A 15,734-nucleotide genomic window follows, 5' to 3' on the forward strand; every position below is an offset into this window, starting at 1 on the left:
TGAAGCAGGCGAGGATTTCGTGAGTGTTTCGCCCGGCTCGTGCCAGGCTACGGGCGAATGCCCGCGCCCGGACGCGTCGGCACAGTGATGCTGCGCCCCTGAGAGCCTGGCGCGACCCGCGTCAGAGTTCGAGCTCGACGGCGGTCTCGAGCGCCGCCTCGATCGAGCGCATCCACCCGTCCTTGAGCGCGGCGTTGCGCTCGTCGTACAGCGAGGCGCCGTCGACGAGGTTGCTCGAGCATGCGCACACCATGCCCGCGCGCAGCCCACGGAGGCGGGCGACGATGAACAGGGCGGATGCTTCCATCTCGACGTTCAGGATCCCCATCTGGTTCAGCTGGCCGATCCACTCGGGCGTCTCCGCATAGAACGCGTCGTCGCTGACGCTGATGCCGCTGAAGGAATGTGTTCCGACGCCCTCGGCGATGCGCTTCGCGTGGCGGCTGAGCGCGGTCGTCAGCTCGAGGTCCGGGACCGCGGGGAACCCCTTCGGGAGATAGGCATCCGTCGTGCCATCGTTGCGGAAGCTGCCTTCGCTCACCAGCAGGTCACCTGGCGCGATCCCCGGCTGCAACCCGGCGGAACTGCCGACGCGGATGAAGGACGTCACGCCGACCCGGGCCAGCTCCTCCACCGCGATGGCGGTGGACGGGCATCCCATCCCGGTCGAGGTCGCGGTGATGTGGCGACCCTTGTACCAGCCGGTCATCGTGCGGTGCTCGCGATTGTGGGCGACCTCCTTCACGTCCGTGAGGAACTCCGCGACGAGCGGGACGCGGAACGGGTCGCCCGGCAACAGTGCGACGCTCGAGACCTCGCCCGGCGCGATGGCGATGTGGTACTGGCGGGCGTTGAGTCCGGCTGCGGACTTGTCGACGACGGCGGGCATGGGGACCTCCTGGGTTCTGAGACGATACGGGTCGTCGCAGTCCCCGCCCTGAGCCGCGCAGGTCATGGTGATAGGACGTGCTGTGGGGCGAGCGTAGCAAGGCGCTGTTTCGCGACTGTTACCCGCCGAAGGCTCGCCATCGCTACGCTCCCGGTCATGATCTCGTGCGCAATCGTGCTGGCCGCCGGGGCGGGGCGACGGTACGGGCAGCCGAAGGTCTTCGCGACCGACACGACCGGCCGGCTGTGGCTCGAGAGGGTCGTTGCGGCGCTGCGCGCGGGGGGATGTGACGAGGTGCTGGTGGTCATCGGCGCCGACGCCGACCGCGCGCGGGGGATCGTTGCCGGCATCGACGGCGCGCGTTCGGTTGATGTCGTCGACTGGGCGGGCGGGCTGTCGTCATCCGTCCGAGCGGGGCTGACGGCAGCAGCGGCCACGGATGCCGACACCGCGGTGATCGCGCCCGTCGACGTGCCCGGCATGCCCAGCACCGTGGTCACCCGTGTGCTGCGGGCGGCATCGGACCCTGCGATGCTCGCCCGAGCGGTCTTCGACGGCCGTCCCGGGCACCCGGTCGTGATCGGCCGCGAGCACTGGGCGGCGGTCGCGGCATCCGTTCAGGGCGACTCGGGAGCGAACCGGTACCTGGAAACCCACGGCACCCTCCCGGTCGAGTGCGCCGACCTCTGGGACGGTGCCGACACCGACACCCGCCGCTGACGCGGGGCCTCAGGTGCGCAGCACGACGTTCAACGGTTCCTCGCCCCGCCGCATCCGGTCGGCCTGTGCGCGCACGAGCGCCGCGATGCGGGGGCGCATCGCGGTCGACGCGCCACCGACGTGGGGGGTCAGAAGCAGCCCGGGCGCCTCCCAGAGCGGATGGTCGGCCGGCACCGGTTCGGGATCGACGACGTCGAGCGCCGCGCGGATGCGGCCCGCGTGCAGGTGACGAAGAAGCGCATCCGTGTCGACGAGGCTGCCGCGGCCGACGTTGACCAGGAGCGCGTCATCCGGGAGCGCAGCAAGGAAGGCGTCGTCCACCAGCCCCGCTGTGTCGTCCCCGCCCGGCAGCGCGAGGATCACGATGTCGGTGTCGGGCAGCAGGTGCGGCAGGTCCTCGAGAGCGTGGACGACCGTGCCGTTCTCTGTCCTCGCACGCGTGGCGACAGCCTCGACCTTCGCCTCGAATCCCTGGAGCCGAGCCGCGATGGCCTTTCCGACACCTCCGAATCCGATGATCAGCACCCGGCGGTCAGCGAGACTGGGGATCGCCTCATCCCCCTCGCGCGGACCTGCCCACCGACCCTCGCTCTGGGCCGCGACGAAGCGGGGGATCTGACGCTGTGACGCGAGCGTGAGGGCGAGCGCGAGCTCTGCCGTCGACCCTTCGTGAACGGATGCCGCGTTCGCGAACACGATTCCCGGGGGCAGGTGCTTCGCGGCTGCCTCGTACCCGATCGACTGGCTCTGCACCAGTCCGACGTCAACGCCTTCGAGGCGCGCGAGCACGCGCGGGCTGCGCAGGTACGGCGGCACGACGATGTCGAACGACGCGCGCGGCGCCGCATCGCCCATCTCCCAGCGCACGAGCTGAATGCCGGGGAGCCCGGTCAGGTCTGCTTCGAGGCGGTCGTCGGGAACGGAGATGACGATGGTGCGCGCGTCGGAGGTCACCTCTCCACGCTACCGAGCGCCGCGGCTGACCGCGTTTCGTCTCGCTTCGCTCGCTCAACGACCGGGTAGGCGTGCCGTCACATCCCGGTCGTTGAGCGAGGAGCGCAGCGACGAGACGAAACGGCAGGTCAGGCAGCGGCGCCGACGACGGCCGAGATCGCGGAGGTGAAGAACGTCAGGCCGTCGGTGCCCGAGCGCATCGCCGCGCGCGTGTCGGGGCCGAATCCGGGCTCGACGGCGTGCTCTGGATGCGGCATCAAACCGACCACGTTGCCCCGCTCATTCGTGAGTCCGGCGATGTCATCGAGCGAGCCGTTCGGATTGACTCCGAGGTAGCGGAACGCGACGAGACCCTCGCCTTCGATCCTCTCCAGCGTTTCGGCAGAGCAGATGTAGCCCCCATCCGCGTTCTTCAACGGGATGACGATCTCTTGCCCGGCCTCGAAACCGCTCGTCCATGCCGTGTCGGCGTTCTCCACGCGCAGGCGCTGGTCCCGGCGGATGAACTGCTGGTGGGCGTTCCGGATGAGGCCGCCAGGCAGGAGGTGAGCCTCGACGAGCATCTGGAAGCCGTTGCAGATCCCGAGGATCGGCAGCCCCTTCGCCGCGGCATCCGCGACTTCGCGCATGATCGGGGCGTGCGCCGCGATCGCTCCCGCGCGCAGGTAGTCGCCGTAGCTGAAGCCGCCGGGCAGGACGAGGGCGTCGACCCCCGCGAGGTCGTGGTCACCGTGCCACAGCGCGACAGGCTCGGCGCCGGCTGCCCGGATGGCCCGCTGTGCGTCGCGGTCGTCGAGCGAACCGGGGAACGTGATGACCCCGATACGGACGGTCACTCGATGACCTCGATCCCCACGACATCCTCGATCACCGAGTTCGAGAGGATCTCGTCGGCGATCCGCTGCGCCGTCTCGAGAAGAGAATCATCGACCTCCCCCTCGACGGTCAACTCGAAGCGCTTGCCGATGCGCACACCCGCGAAGCCGTCGATCCCCAACCGCGTCAGAGCGCCGGCGACCGCCTTCCCCTGCGGATCGAGCAGCTCGGCCTTGGGCATGACGTCTACGACGATGGTCGGCATGGGGCGCTCCGGATGTCGAGGGAGGGGTGATCGACAGTCTATCGACGCCCGCGAGACCGGACTCGACCCGTCGTGACCGAACCGTTATCTGATTTCGTGGGAGCGCTCCCTTGACGACGATGGGAGCGCTCCCGTACCGTGTTCCGCAGTCGTGGGAGCGTTCCCACGACGGCCAGGGTTCCGCCCTCCCTCGGTTCCCAGGCACACGCCATCGGGTGCCGTCCCGGCATCCACCACACAAAGGAGTGACTGTGTCATCACGTGCCTTCCGTCGCAGCGCGATCGTCGCCGCCGCTTTCGGCGCCTCCGCGCTCGTCCTCGCGGGCTGCTCGGGCAGCGGCGGGGGATCGGAAACCGTCAACCCCGACGAGCCGATCACCCTCACCATCTCGAGCTTCAACGACTTCGGCTACACCGATGAGCTCCTGCAGGAGTACATGGACGAGAACCCGAACGTCACGATCGTCCACAACATCGCTGCCACCTCGAACGACGCGCGCGCGAACTACTTCCAGAAGCTCGGCAACACGGGCCTGGCCGACATCGAGGCGATCGAGGTCGACTGGCTGCCCGAGGTCATGGAGTACGCCGACCTGCTCGCGCCGGTTCCCGCCGACCTGACGGACCGCTGGCTCGACTGGAAGGTCGAGGCGGCCACCGACCCCGAGGGCAATCTCATCGGCTACGGCACCGACATCGGACCCGAGGCCGTGTGCTACCGCACCGACCTGCTCGAGGCCGCCGGTATGCCCACTGACCCGGATGCCGTCGCAGAGCTCCTCACGGGAGACTGGGACACCTACTTCTCGGTCGGCCAGCAGTATGTCGACGCCACCGGCAAGGCCTGGTTCGACTCCGCCGGGGCCACCTACCAGGGCATGATCAACCAGGTCGAGGCTGCGTACGAAGACCCCGAGACCGGCGAGATCATCGCGACCACCAACCCTGAGGTCCAGGAGATCTACAACGCTGTTCTCGACGCCAGCGCGACGCAGTCCGCTCACCTCCAGCAGTGGGGCGACGACTGGTTCGCAGGCCTCGCCAACGGTGACTACGCCACGATGCTCTGCCCCGGCTGGATGCTCGGTGTCATCTCGGGCAACGCGCCTGACGTCACCACGTGGAACGTCGCCAACGTCTTCCCCGGCGGCGGTGGCAACTGGGGCGGCTCGTACCTGACCGTTCCCGCGGGCGGTGCGAACGTCGCCGCAGCTCAGCAGCTGGCCGACTGGCTGACCGCTCCTGAGCAGCAGATCAAGGCGTTCGAGAACGCCGGCACCTTCCCGAGCCAGGTCGAGGCTCTCGCTGACCCGGTTCTGCTGGACTCGACGAACGAGTACTTCAACAACGCCCCCGTCGGCGCGATCTTCACCGACCGCGCGAACGCGGTCGACGTCGCACCGTTCAAGGGCCAGTACTACTTCCAGATCAACGACGCGATGCAGCAGGCGCTGACCCGTGTCGAAGACGGCACGCAGACCGCGCAGCAGTCGTGGGACCAGTGGGTGTCTGAAGTCGATCTGATCGGCTGATAACCCGGCTGCGGACCCGGCGACCCCGCCGGGTCCGCAGCACATCCCCCCCGATCTCAGGAAGCTCTCGTGACCAGCACACTTGCCCGCCCGGCATCCGATGCCCCGGCGCAGACCCCCGGCCGCTCGCCCCGGCGCATCGGCTTCGGGCATCGGCTCAGCCGGTGGGACCTGAAGCTCTCGCCCTACCTCTACATCTCGCCGTTCTTCATCCTCTTCTTCGTGGTCGGCCTCTTCCCGATCGCCTACACGGCCGTGATCTCGTTCATGGACTGGGATCTGGTCCGCAACTCCGGCGAGTTCATCGGCTTCGAGCAGTACACATGGGTTCTGTCGAACCCGAAGTTCTGGATCGCGCTGCGCAACACGTTCAGCATCTTCTTGCTCTCGAGCGTGCCGCAGCTGATCATCGCGATCTTCATCGCGGCGATGCTCGATCAGAACATCCGTGCCAAGACCTTCTGGCGCATGGGTGTGCTCGTGCCCTACGTCATGGCGCCCGTCGCCGTTGCCCTCATCTTCAGCAACATGTTCGCCGACCAGTACGGCCTGGTGAACAACCTCCTCGCCTCGATCGGGATCCCCCCGGTGCCGTGGCACTCGGATGCCTTCGCCAGCCACATCGCGATCGCGACGATGGTGAACTTCCGATGGACCGGTTACAACACCCTCATCCTCCTCGCCGCGATGCAGGCCATTCCGCGGGACTACTACGAGGCGGCGACCGTCGACGGCGCCGGCAAGATCCGACAGTTCTTCTCGATCACGGTGCCGAGCCTGCGCCCGACCTTGATCTTCGTCATCATCACCTCGACCATCGGTGGCCTGCAGATCTTCGACGAGCCCCGCATGTACGACCAGTACGGCACGGGTGGCGCGAACTCGCAGTGGCTCACGATCACCCTCTGGCTCTACAACATCGGTTGGGGAGAATGGAACTTCGGCCGCGCTGCCGCCCTTGCCTGGATTCTGTTCCTCATCATCCTGGTGATCGGTGTGATCAACCTTCTCGTCACGCAGCGAGTCGTTCGCACCGAAGGCACCCGAGGTGGACTCAGTCGCCGTGACAGGCGAGCACAGGCCCGCGCGGCGCGCGAACGGCTGGCTGCCGATTCCGCAGCAGCATCGACACCCAAGGAGGACGTGCGATGACCGCCGTCGAGCCGATCCCGGTCGCCCCGCGCGACGAGTACCCGCCCGAGGAGCGGAAGCCCCGCCGTCGCCGTGGCATCCGTGGCCAGCGTCCCGGGTGGATCACCTACGCCATCCTGGGTGTCTTCCTGCTCGGGTGCTTCTTCCCCTACTACTGGTCGATCCTCATCGGTTCGGGAGATTCGAGCACGATCCGCGACCCCAACATGTCGTGGATCCCCGGCGGCAACTTCTTCGCCAACGCCGCTGCCGTGGTCTCCAACCCCGCCGTCAACTTCTGGTTGGCGCTGTGGAACAGCATCTGGAGCTCGGTGGTCATCGCGGCATCCGTGGTGTTCTTCTCGACACTCGCCGGATGGGCCTTCGCGAAGCTGCGCTTCGCGGGGAGCCGCTGGCTGCTGGTCTTCGTGATCGCGACCATGGCGGTTCCCACGCAGCTGGGTGTCGTCCCGCTGTACATCCTGTTCGCCGACCTCGGTTGGACGGGCCAGATCGGTGCCATCATCGTTCCCGCTCTCGTGACGGCGTTCGGGGTGTTCTGGATGACCCAGTACCTGCAGCAGGCCGTTCCCGATGAGCTGATCGAAGCCGCGCGGGTGGACGGCGCGAGCTCGTTCCGCACGTTCTGGACGATCGGGATGCCGGCGGCTCGCCCTGCCGCCGCGATGCTGGGGCTGTTCACGTTCGTCACGGCGTGGAACAACTTCTTCTGGCCGTTCATCGTGCTCGACCGGCAGAACCCGACGCTTCCCGTGTCGCTCTCCCTCCTCCAATCCAACTACTTCGTCGACTATTCGATCGTGCTCGCCGGGGTGATCCTCGCCACGATCCCCCTGCTGATCCTGTTCATCTTCGCGGGCAAGCAGCTCGTGAGCGGCATCATGGCAGGAGCAGTGAAAGGCTGAAATGACCACCGACTTCTCGACCCAGACCGTGGCAGCGGCGCACGCACCCGAGACCGCAGCGTCGGGGGTGGGGCGACCGTTCCCGACGAACTTCCTGTTCGGGGCAGCGACCGCGGCGTACCAGATCGAAGGCGCCGCCCACGAAGACGGCCGCCGCGACTCGATCTGGGATGCCTTCAGCCGTGTGCCCGGGGCCGTGATCAACGCCGACAACGGGGATGTCGCCTGCGACCACTACCACCGGTACCGCGAGGATGTCGCGCTCATGCGCGACCTCGGTCTGCAGACCTACCGCTTCTCGACGTCGTGGTCGCGGATCCGCCCCGACGGTGGTGCGATCAACCCCGCCGGGCTCGACTTCTACAAGCGCCTCGTCGATGAGCTGCTCGACGCCGACATCCTGCCGTGGCTGACGCTCTACCACTGGGACCTGCCGCAGGCGCTGCAGGAACGCGGCGGCTGGGCGGTGCGCGAAACAGCTGACCTGTTCACCGAGTACGCCCTCGACGTGCACGATGCGCTCGGTGACCGCGTCAAGGTGTGGACGACGCTCAACGAGCCCTGGTGCTCGTCGTTCCTCAGCTACACCGCCGGCATCCACGCGCCCGGAAGGTTCAGCATCGCGGAGGGGATGCTCGCGTCCCACTACCTGCTGCTGGGGCACGGCCAGGTGGTCCGGGAACTGCGCGCCCGGGACGAGTCGCTGAACCTCGGGATCACCCTGAACCTGACGGTCGCCGATCCCGTCTCGGACGCGCCCGCCGACCTCGACGCGGCGCGCCGCATCGACGGTCAGTTCAACCGCTGGTTCCTGGATCCGCTGTTCCGTGGTGCGTACCCGGCAGACATCGTGGCGGACATCCGCGCGGTCGACGCTGACGCGGTCGCGCAGTGGGAACGTGCGGTGACGGATGCCGATCTCGCCACGATCTCGGCGCCGATCGACAGCCTCGGCGTGAACTACTACCACGGTGAGTTGGTCGGCGGGACGCCGCCGCTGGTCAACCCGGGCGGCGGGGATGCCCCGACCGATCGCGAGACGGCGTCGCCGTTCCCCTCCCACGAGGGCATCTTCTGGCACGATCGGGGACTGCCGCGCACCGCCATGAACTGGGAGATCCAGCCGTCAGGGCTGACGACGTTGCTCCGTCGCGTGTGGGACGAGTACGCGCAGCCCGCCGGTGTCACTCTGTACGTCACCGAGAACGGGGCGGCCTTCGACGACGTCCGCGTGGACGAAGACGGTGTGCCGCGCGTGCATGATCAGGCGCGCACCGCATTCCTGGAGGAGCACCTGGCTGCGATCCTCGACGCTGCCGACGCCGGCGTGGATGTGCGCGGCTATTTCTACTGGTCGCTCATGGACAACTATGAGTGGGCATGGGGATACGCCAAGCGTTTCGGTATCGTACGAGTCGAGTACGACACGCAGGAGCGCGTCGTCAAGGACAGCGGCGTTCGATATCGCGAGATCATTGCAGCGCGGGCCCTACCCGATTCGCCCTAGGCGAGACGCCCCGCCGAGGGAGGTTACCCACGTGGACGGTGGAACGATGAGCGATGCCGTCGTGGGCGAAGTGCAGGTGCACGGCACCGCGTTGCACGGCACCGCGTTGCACGGCACCCCGCTACGCGGTGCGGTGACGATCGAGGAGGTCGCGGCCGCGGCCGGGGTGTCCCGGTCCACGGTCTCGCGCGTCGTCAATGGCTCAACAGCGGTGAGCCCCGCGGCGCTGGATGCCGTCAACCGCGCGATCGCGGAACTGAACTACGTTCCCAATCGCGCCGCCCGGTCGCTCGCGAGTCGGCAGACCCGTGCGCTTGCACTGGTCGTGCCCGAGGACACGACACGCTTCTTCGGCGACCCGTTCTTCGCGTCGATCGTCTCGGGCATCAACGCCGGCCTGCGCTCCTCCGACTACGTGCTGAACCTCTTCATCGCAAGCGATGATCCGGGTGACAAGACGACGCGGTACCTGCGCAGCGGGAGCGTCGACGGCGCGTTGATCGCCTCTCACCACACGAGCGACACCTTCATCGATCGCATCGCCGCCGCGGTTCCCGTTGTCTACGGTGGCCGCCCCGTGCGCGAGCGCGAGACCGACTACTACGTCGACGTCGACAACGTCCGGGCCGGATATGACGCGACCCGGTACCTGATCGAGCGCGGGTACACCGACATCGGGACGATCACCGGTCCCCTGACGATGCCCGGTGGTGTGGACCGCCTCGTGGGCTATCGACGCGCCCTTGCCGACGCGGGTCTGCCCGAGGGGGCGAACGCCGACGGCGGGTTCACGCCAGACGGCGGAGCGAGCGCCATGCGCCGCATCCTGGATGCCGGCCCCCCGCCGCGGGCACTGTTCATCGCCAGCGACTTGATGGCGCAGGGCGCGTTCTCGGTGCTCGCCGCGGCGGGCCTGAAGGTGCCGGACGATGTCGCGGTGATCGGCTTCGACGACTCCCCGGTGGCGCAGTCCGTGAGCCCCCGCCTCACGACGATCCGTCAGCCCTCGTTCCAGCAGGGGGAACGGATGGTCGCGGTGCTGCTCGAACTCCTCGCGGGAGGGACGCCGCCGCACGCGACGATCCTCGAGACCGAACTGATCGTCCGAGACAGCGCATAGGCCGCATCATCCACGCCGCGGCGCGTATCCGAGCGGGGCGACGGCTCGTCAGTCGGTGGTGAGCCGGTCGATGAGCTCGCGGTACTTCGCGGCGGTCCGCGCCACGATCTCGGCGGGCAGCTCGGGCGGTGTGCCGGTCTTGTCCCACGCGGAGGCGAGCCAGTCGCGCACGATCTGCTTGTCGAAGCTGGCCATGCGCTCCGCCGGCGTCGCGCCGTTACGCCAGGCATCGGCGTCCCAATACCGGGATGAGTCACTCGTGAGCACCTCGTCGGCCACGGTCAGGACACCATCCCGGATGCCGAACTCGAACTTCGTGTCGGCGAGGATCAGTCCGCGCGCGGCGGCGGTGTCGGCAGCGCGACGGTAGGTCTGCAGCGACAGTTCGCGCAGCTGAGCGGCGCGGTCCGCGCCCACGAGCTCGACGGTCTGGGCGAAGGTGATGTTCTCGTCGTGCTCCCCGAGCGGTGCCTTGTAGGCGGGTGTGAACAGCGGCTCGGGGAGCCGGTCGCCGTCGTTCAGTCCCTCGGGCAGGGGGATGCCGCACACGGTGCCGTGCGCCTGGTACTCGAGCCAGCCCGAACCGGTGAGGTAGCCGCGCACGACGCATTCCACGGGCAGCATCTCCAGGCGGTGAACGATCATCGCGCGCCCGCGGACAGCATCCGGAATGTCGGTCTGGTCCCCGGCGAGATGGTTGGGAACCGGCGCGCCCCCGTCGGCGCCGGCCAGCTGCGCGAACCACCACAGGCTGAGGGTGGTCAGCAGCTCTCCCTTTCCGGGGATGCCGGGCTCGAGCACGTGGTCGAAGGCGCTGACCCGGTCGCTGGCGACCAGGAGCATGCGCTGGTCGGTGTCATCGTCGGGCAGGTACAGGTCGCGCACCTTGCCGGAATAGACGGGATGCCATCCGGGCAGCGAAGCGGGAGCGCCGTGATCTGTCACCCGAGCATTCTCGCAGGTCCCCTCGTGGACCCCGGTGCCGGGAGGTCGGTCACAGGCGAGCGAGTGATTCGATGTCCTCGCCGAACTCCGCCGCCGCCTCGGGCGAGACTGTCGCGCGGGTGGATGCGAGCGCCGAGAGGTAGTCCTCGGTCCGCAGCCCCGCCGCCGAGTCACCCTCGCGCATCGCGCGACCCAGCGCCTCTTGCGATGCGCGCCGTGCCGCGTACTCGATATCCGCCGGCGTCAGGCCCTGACTGGCCTGCACGAGCAGCGGCAGATCGAGGTCGCCGAGGGAGTCGGACGGGATGTAGCGCGTCCAGATCGCTTCGCGGGCCTCAGCATCGGGCAATCCGATCGGCAGCACGTAGTCGAACCGCCCGTGCCGGAGGAAGGCGGCATCGAGCGCCCGCACGAAGTTGGTCGCGCACACCAGCAGCCGGCCGGGGCGATCACGGAACTCGGCGATGAGCTTGAGCAGCTCGTTGGTCACGCCCTGTGTCGGCGACGGCGGCGTGCCACCGCGGCGGGAAGCGATCTCTTCGACCTCGTCGATGAACACGACGGCGTGCTCGAGCTCGCCGATCTTCTCGAAAGAGGTGCGCAGGGCACTGGCCATGCCGCCGGGAGCATCGCCCAGCCGCGACGGGAACAGCTCGACGAATGGCCAGTCGAGGCGGGACGCAACGGCGCGCGCAAAGGTGGTCTTCCCTGTCCCCGGCGGACCGAACAGCATGACCGCACGCGGTGCGACGACACCGAACCGGGCGGCCAACTCGGGCTGTGCGAGCGGGGCGACGAGGCGCTCTTCGAGCAGGTTCTTCTCTTGCCGCATCCCGGCAACCGCATTCCACAGGTCCCGGGGAAGGACGCGGCCGCCGACCTCCTTCAGCAGATCCAGCTCCCGCCGCTGCACCGGGAGCCGCCGCTCGAAATAGCGCAGGTGACGCTGCTCGTGGAAGCCGTTCTGCACCAGGTGGTGAGCCCCGCCGCCCTCCTCGGACACGAGGGCCGACAGCGTTCCCAGTCCGAGGGGGGCCATCCGTCTCTCGAGCGCGTCGAGGAGCTCGCCCGCCACGCCCGGATCGACCTCGTCGTCAAGAGCGAAGAAGACGAGCCAGCCCTGCGCGTGCGCTGCCCGACCGACAGCGGCGCCGACCACCTCCTCGCCCACGACGGCAACGATGGCGACGTCTTCGCGGCACGACGCGATGACCTCGGCCAGGGAATAGACCGCGCCGCCAGAGCCGGCCACCGACTGCCACAGTTGCACGACGCCGTCGATGTCATCGGCGTGAGCCTCTCGCACACGCGGGTGCTGGCGTATTCGGACCATCGTGACCTCCCCAGCGAGTCAGGGGACCGCCCGTCGCCGAGCGGTCCTGAGCCGATCTTCGCGGGTGACCGCGCTGGCTGTCTACCGCGGTGATGATCGGAGGCATCTGCCGGTTGCCGCCGAGGATTCACGGGCATATAGTCCATGTGGACTAACCTGCCTGGACTACTCCCGAGACGGACGACCTGTGAACGCCGCGAAACCCGCCCTCACCCCCATCGCGATCATGGCGCTGGCGTTGCTGCGCGAGGACGACATGCATCCGTACGAGATGATCCGCCTGCTGCGTCACCGCCGCGACGATCGGATGGTGACCATCACCAACGGCACGTTCTACCACACGATCGCGCGCCTCCAGCGGGCGGGTCTGATCGATGAGGTCGGCAACGACCGTGACGGCAATCGCCCCGAGCGCACCACGTACACTCTCCTTCCCGCGGGTGCCGACGCGGTTCAGACGTGGCTGCGGGCCGAACTCCCGCGCGTCGATCACCCGATCGAGTTTCGCGTCGCCCTGGCCGAGGCGCACAACCTCGAGCGTGACGAGGTGATCGCACTCCTTCGGCAGCGCGCCGCCCAGCTCGACGCTGATCACGCCCAGCACCGGACCGGGCTCGCGGCAGCACGCGCCGAGGGTGTTCCCGAGCAGTACCTGATCGAGGTCGAGCGACAGGAAGCGCTGCTTGCCGCCGAGACGCGGTGGCTCCATCAGACGATCGACCGACTCGCCGACCCGGGCTACGCCTGGGGCGGCGGCCCGAAACCCCCCGAATCCGCGTATCGCGCACAGAGAGAAGCAGCACGCTCATGACCGAGATCACCCGCCCCGCGGCGCCACCTGCCTCTACCTCGCCGGCTCGCAACCCATGGCCCGCCCTGTTCGCGCTCGTCATCGGGTTCTTCATGATCCTCGTCGACACGACGATCGTCGCTGTCGCCAACCCCGCCATCAAAGCGGCGCTCGACCCCGACACGGCCAACCTCGACAACGTGGTGTGGGTCACCTCGTCCTACCTGCTGGCCTACGCCGTACCGCTGCTGATCACCGGCCGCCTCGGCGACCGGTTCGGACCCAAGACCATCTACCTCATCGGACTGGTCATCTTCACCGGCGCCTCCCTCGCGTGCGGGCTCTCGCCGACACTTGACGCACTCATCGCGTGGCGTGCTGTTCAGGGGCTCGGGGCCGCCCTCATGACCCCACAGACGATGGCGGTGATCACCCGCACATTCCCGCCCCACCGCCGCGGCGCCGCGATGGGTCTGTGGGGTGCGACGGCAGGAGTCGCAACGCTCGTCGGCCCGCTCGCGGGAGGCCTGCTCGTCGACGCACTGGGCTGGGAGTGGATCTTCTTCATCAACGTCCCCGTCGGCGTCATCGCGTTCGTGCTGGCCGCGGTTCTGGTGCCCCGGCTCGAGACACACCGCCACCGGTTCGACATCGTGGGCGTCATCCTCAGCGCGGCAGCGCTGTTCTGCATCGTCTTCGGACTGCAAGAAGGAGAGGCATACGACTGGGGGGTGATCTGGGGCCCGATCTCGGTGTGGGGACTCATCATCGTCGGCGTCATCCTGCTCGGGATCTTCCTCTGGACGCAGTCGCGCACCCGCAGCGAGCCCCTTGTGCCGCTCCCTCTCTTTCGCGACCGCAACTTCTCCCTCGCGAACCTCGCCATCGCCGCCGTCGGGTTCGCTGTCACGACCATGGCGCTTCCGCTGATGTTCTTCCTGCAGCTGGCGCGCGGGCTCACGCCGACCGAATCCGCGCTGCTGCTGATCCCCATGGCGGTGCTCTCGGGAGTGCTCGCCCCGCTTGCCGGACGATGGCTGGACCGCACTGACGCCCGCTGGTTGCTTGTTCCCGGCATCCTGTCGGTGTCAGTGTCGCTCTGGTGGTATGCCGCGCTGCTGAACGTCGATACCCCGATCTGGATGTTCCTGCTCCCGTCCGCCCTCATGGGAATCGGTAACGCGGGAATGTGGGGACCGCTGGCGACGGCGGCGACCCACAACCTGCCGCCACGCGAGGCCGGCGCCGGCGCGGGCATCTACAACACCACGCGCACCGTCGGCTCGGTGATCGGCTCGGCGGCGATCGCCGCGTTCATGCAGTCACGGCTCGAGGCCAACCTCCCGGGTGCCGCCGACAGCACCGAGAGCTTCGGGGGCGGTGTGCTGCCCGCCCCGGTGGCTGAGGGCTTCTCGACGGCCATGGCGCAGACGCTCATGCTGCCGGCCGCCGTCATCCTGATCGCGGTCGCGGCGTCGCTGTTCATTCACCGCACGCCGCGGGAGCGCACTAGCTGACGCGCGCCGCGATGTCGGTGCGGAACTGCCCGCCCTCAAGCGAGATCTCTGACAGCGCGTCGTAGGCACGCGCGCGGGCCTGGGCGAAGTCGTCTCCGGTCGCCACGACATTGAGCACCCGCCCGCCGGTCGCGACAAGGCCCTCCGGCCCCTCCGCGGTCGCCGCATGCGCCAGATGCACGCCGTCGACGGATGCCGCGGCATCCGTTCCCGTGATCGGTCGACCTACCTGGGGCGCCGCGGGGTATCCCTCGCTCGCGAGCACCACCGTCACTGCCGCTGTGTCGCGGAACGTGGGCTGGGCGATGTCCTCGAGGGTGCCGGATGCCGCTGCCAGGAGCAGTCCCGACAGCGGCTCCACGAGCCGGGGCAGAACGACCTGCGTCTCGGGATCACCGAACCGTGCGTTGAACTCGATGACTCGCACACCGCGGTCGGTGAGGATCAGTCCCGCGTAGAGCAGGCCGATGAAGGGGGTGCCCTCCGCATCCAGCTGCCGGATGACGGGTTCCGCGACCTCCCGGGTCACCTGCGCGACGAACGCGGATTCGCCGCCCCACCCGTCGTCGAGCCAGGGGAGCGGGGAGTACGCGCCCATGCCCCCCGTGTTGGGGCCTTCGTCGCCGTCACGGAGGCGCTTGAAATCCTGCGCGGGGCTGAGTGCGCGGACCGTGTCGCCGTCGCTGAGAAAGAAGAGCGACACCTCGGGGCCCGAGAGGAACTCCTCGACCAGCACGCCACCGGCGCCGAGGTACTCTGCCGCATGGGCCAGCGCGGCCTCCCGGTCGTCGGTGACGATGACACCCTTGCCCGCGGCAAGGCCGTCGGCCTTCACGACGTGCGGTGCGCCGAACTCGTCGAGCGCCGCCGCGACCTCGTCACGCGTGGCAGCATGCGTCGCGCGGCCGGTGGGGACGCCGGCGGACTCCATGATGCGTTTCGCGAACGCCTTGGACCCCTCGAGCTGCGCTGCCGCCTTGCCCGGGCCGAAGGTCGGGATGCCGCGCTCACGCAGCGCGTCGGCGACGCCGGCGATCAGCGGCGCCTCGGGCCCGATCACGACCAGACCGATGGACGCGTCCTGCGCGAACGAGGCGACAGCGACGGGGTCGTTGGGATCGATCGCGACCAGGGTGGCATCCCGGGCGATGCCGGCATTGCCGGGAGCGGCGAAGATATCGTGCGCCACCGCTTCGCTGCGCAGCGACGTGATGATCGCGTGTTCACGGGCACCGGAGCCGAGGACGAGGATTCGCACCCGGTCAGCCTACCGAGCGGCGTAGCGTGGG

15 protein-coding genes are annotated in these 15,734 nt (G+C 68.5%); 8 read left to right on the forward strand and 7 right to left on the reverse strand.

Translation table 11 applies throughout. The annotated features are described in order from the left end of the window. Nucleotides 1-121: 121 nt before the first annotated feature. Nucleotides 122-889: a nucleoside phosphorylase gene (locus tag ACSGC5_RS09525; RefSeq protein WP_434970391.1), complete on the reverse strand. Its 768-nt coding sequence runs from the start codon at nt 887-889 to the stop codon at nt 122-124. Nucleotides 890-1,045: 156 nt separating this feature from the next. Between ACSGC5_RS09525 and ACSGC5_RS09530 the strand changes: the two genes are divergently transcribed. Beyond that, on the forward strand, nt 1,046-1,609 hold the full coding sequence (locus ACSGC5_RS09530; protein WP_434970392.1) for a nucleotidyltransferase family protein: 564 nt from the start codon (nt 1,046-1,048) through the stop codon (nt 1,607-1,609). Nucleotides 1,610-1,618: 9 nt separating this feature from the next. Here ACSGC5_RS09530 and ACSGC5_RS09535 read toward each other — a convergent pair whose 3' ends face one another. From ACSGC5_RS09535 to purS, 3 genes are all read right to left on the reverse strand, one after another. After that, on the reverse strand, nt 1,619-2,563 hold the full coding sequence (locus ACSGC5_RS09535) for a 2-hydroxyacid dehydrogenase (protein ID WP_434970393.1): 945 nt from the start codon (nt 2,561-2,563) through the stop codon (nt 1,619-1,621). Nucleotides 2,564-2,691: 128 nt separating this feature from the next. Then, nucleotides 2,692-3,399, reverse strand: a complete 708-nt coding sequence (purQ, locus tag ACSGC5_RS09540; protein WP_434970394.1) for a phosphoribosylformylglycinamidine synthase subunit PurQ — start codon at nt 3,397-3,399, stop codon at nt 2,692-2,694. Then, the gene (gene purS, locus ACSGC5_RS09545; protein ID WP_434970395.1) at nt 3,396-3,644 is read right to left on the reverse strand and encodes a phosphoribosylformylglycinamidine synthase subunit PurS; all 249 of its coding nucleotides are present in this window, start codon (nt 3,642-3,644) and stop codon (nt 3,396-3,398) included. Before purS ends, purQ begins: the two co-directional genes overlap by 4 nt. A gap of 251 nt (nt 3,645-3,895) precedes the next feature. On the opposite strand from purS, the gene ACSGC5_RS09550 reads away from it, so the two are divergent. The 5 genes from ACSGC5_RS09550 to ACSGC5_RS09570 all read left to right on the forward strand — a co-directional run bounded on the left by ACSGC5_RS09550 (nt 3,896) and on the right by ACSGC5_RS09570 (nt 9,860). Then, a complete protein-coding gene (locus ACSGC5_RS09550) occupies nt 3,896-5,176 on the forward strand; it encodes an ABC transporter substrate-binding protein (protein WP_434970396.1) in 1,281 nt (426 codons plus the stop codon). A gap of 69 nt (nt 5,177-5,245) precedes the next feature. Next, on the forward strand, nt 5,246-6,328 hold the full coding sequence (locus ACSGC5_RS09555) for a carbohydrate ABC transporter permease (RefSeq protein ID WP_434970397.1): 1,083 nt from the start codon (nt 5,246-5,248) through the stop codon (nt 6,326-6,328). Next, entirely contained in the window at nt 6,325-7,233 is a 909-nt protein-coding gene (locus ACSGC5_RS09560) for a carbohydrate ABC transporter permease (protein ID WP_434970398.1), read from the forward strand. The genes ACSGC5_RS09555 and ACSGC5_RS09560 overlap by 4 nt, the downstream gene beginning before the upstream one ends. Before the next feature lies 1 nt (nt 7,234). Further along, a complete protein-coding gene (locus tag ACSGC5_RS09565) occupies nt 7,235-8,740 on the forward strand; it encodes a GH1 family beta-glucosidase (RefSeq protein ID WP_434970399.1) in 1,506 nt (501 codons plus the stop codon). Nucleotides 8,741-8,786: 46 nt separating this feature from the next. After that, a complete protein-coding gene (locus ACSGC5_RS09570; protein WP_434970400.1) occupies nt 8,787-9,860 on the forward strand; it encodes a LacI family DNA-binding transcriptional regulator in 1,074 nt (357 codons plus the stop codon). Nucleotides 9,861-9,908: 48 nt separating this feature from the next. Here the strand turns inward: ACSGC5_RS09570 and ACSGC5_RS09575 are convergent, their stop codons facing one another. Continuing rightward, complete coding sequence (locus tag ACSGC5_RS09575; RefSeq protein WP_434970401.1) at nt 9,909-10,805, reverse strand: phosphoribosylaminoimidazolesuccinocarboxamide synthase; 897 nt, start codon at nt 10,803-10,805, stop codon at nt 9,909-9,911. A gap of 49 nt (nt 10,806-10,854) precedes the next feature. Continuing rightward, entirely contained in the window at nt 10,855-12,138 is a 1,284-nt protein-coding gene (locus ACSGC5_RS09580; protein WP_434970402.1) for an ATP-binding protein, read from the reverse strand. A 187-nt stretch (nt 12,139-12,325) separates the two neighbouring features. Here ACSGC5_RS09580 and ACSGC5_RS09585 point away from each other — a divergent pair, with 187 nt between their 5' ends. Beyond that, on the forward strand, nt 12,326-12,949 hold the full coding sequence (locus ACSGC5_RS09585; RefSeq protein ID WP_434970403.1) for a PadR family transcriptional regulator: 624 nt from the start codon (nt 12,326-12,328) through the stop codon (nt 12,947-12,949). Continuing rightward, nucleotides 12,946-14,445 (forward strand): DHA2 family efflux MFS transporter permease subunit, encoded by a 1,500-nt coding sequence (locus ACSGC5_RS09590; protein WP_434970404.1) that lies wholly within the window; start codon nt 12,946-12,948, stop codon nt 14,443-14,445. Before ACSGC5_RS09585 ends, ACSGC5_RS09590 begins: the two co-directional genes overlap by 4 nt. Here the strand turns inward: ACSGC5_RS09590 and purD are convergent. Further along, nucleotides 14,438-15,703: a phosphoribosylamine--glycine ligase gene (purD, locus tag ACSGC5_RS09595; protein WP_434970405.1), complete on the reverse strand. Its 1,266-nt coding sequence runs from the start codon at nt 15,701-15,703 to the stop codon at nt 14,438-14,440. The two genes, ACSGC5_RS09590 and purD, sit on opposite strands and share 8 nt — an antisense overlap. Nucleotides 15,704-15,734 lie beyond the last annotated feature (31 nt).

This window comes from Microbacterium sp. bgisy207 (assembly GCF_965345035.1).
Classification (GTDB): Bacteria; Actinomycetota; Actinomycetes; order Actinomycetales; family Microbacteriaceae; genus Microbacterium.

What these genes read in the sequence shown, in the direction of transcription:
- ACSGC5_RS09590 (WP_434970404.1), top strand. Translation starts at nt 12,946, where the DNA reads ATGACCGAGATCACCCGCCCCGCGGCGCCACCTGCCTCTACCTCGCCG.
- ACSGC5_RS09560 (WP_434970398.1), top strand. Translation starts at nt 6,325, where the DNA reads ATGACCGCCGTCGAGCCGATCCCGGTCGCCCCGCGCGACGAGTACCCG.
- ACSGC5_RS09580 (WP_434970402.1), bottom strand. Translation starts at nt 12,138, where the DNA reads ATGGTCCGAATACGCCAGCACCCGCGTGTGCGAGAGGCTCACGCCGAT.
- ACSGC5_RS09565 (WP_434970399.1), top strand. Translation starts at nt 7,235, where the DNA reads ATGACCACCGACTTCTCGACCCAGACCGTGGCAGCGGCGCACGCACCC.
- ACSGC5_RS09570 (WP_434970400.1), top strand. Translation starts at nt 8,787, where the DNA reads ATGAGCGATGCCGTCGTGGGCGAAGTGCAGGTGCACGGCACCGCGTTG.
- purS (WP_434970395.1), bottom strand. Translation starts at nt 3,644, where the DNA reads ATGCCGACCATCGTCGTAGACGTCATGCCCAAGGCCGAGCTGCTCGAT.
- ACSGC5_RS09525 (WP_434970391.1), bottom strand. Translation starts at nt 889, where the DNA reads ATGCCCGCCGTCGTCGACAAGTCCGCAGCCGGACTCAACGCCCGCCAG.
- ACSGC5_RS09530 (WP_434970392.1), top strand. Translation starts at nt 1,046, where the DNA reads ATGATCTCGTGCGCAATCGTGCTGGCCGCCGGGGCGGGGCGACGGTAC.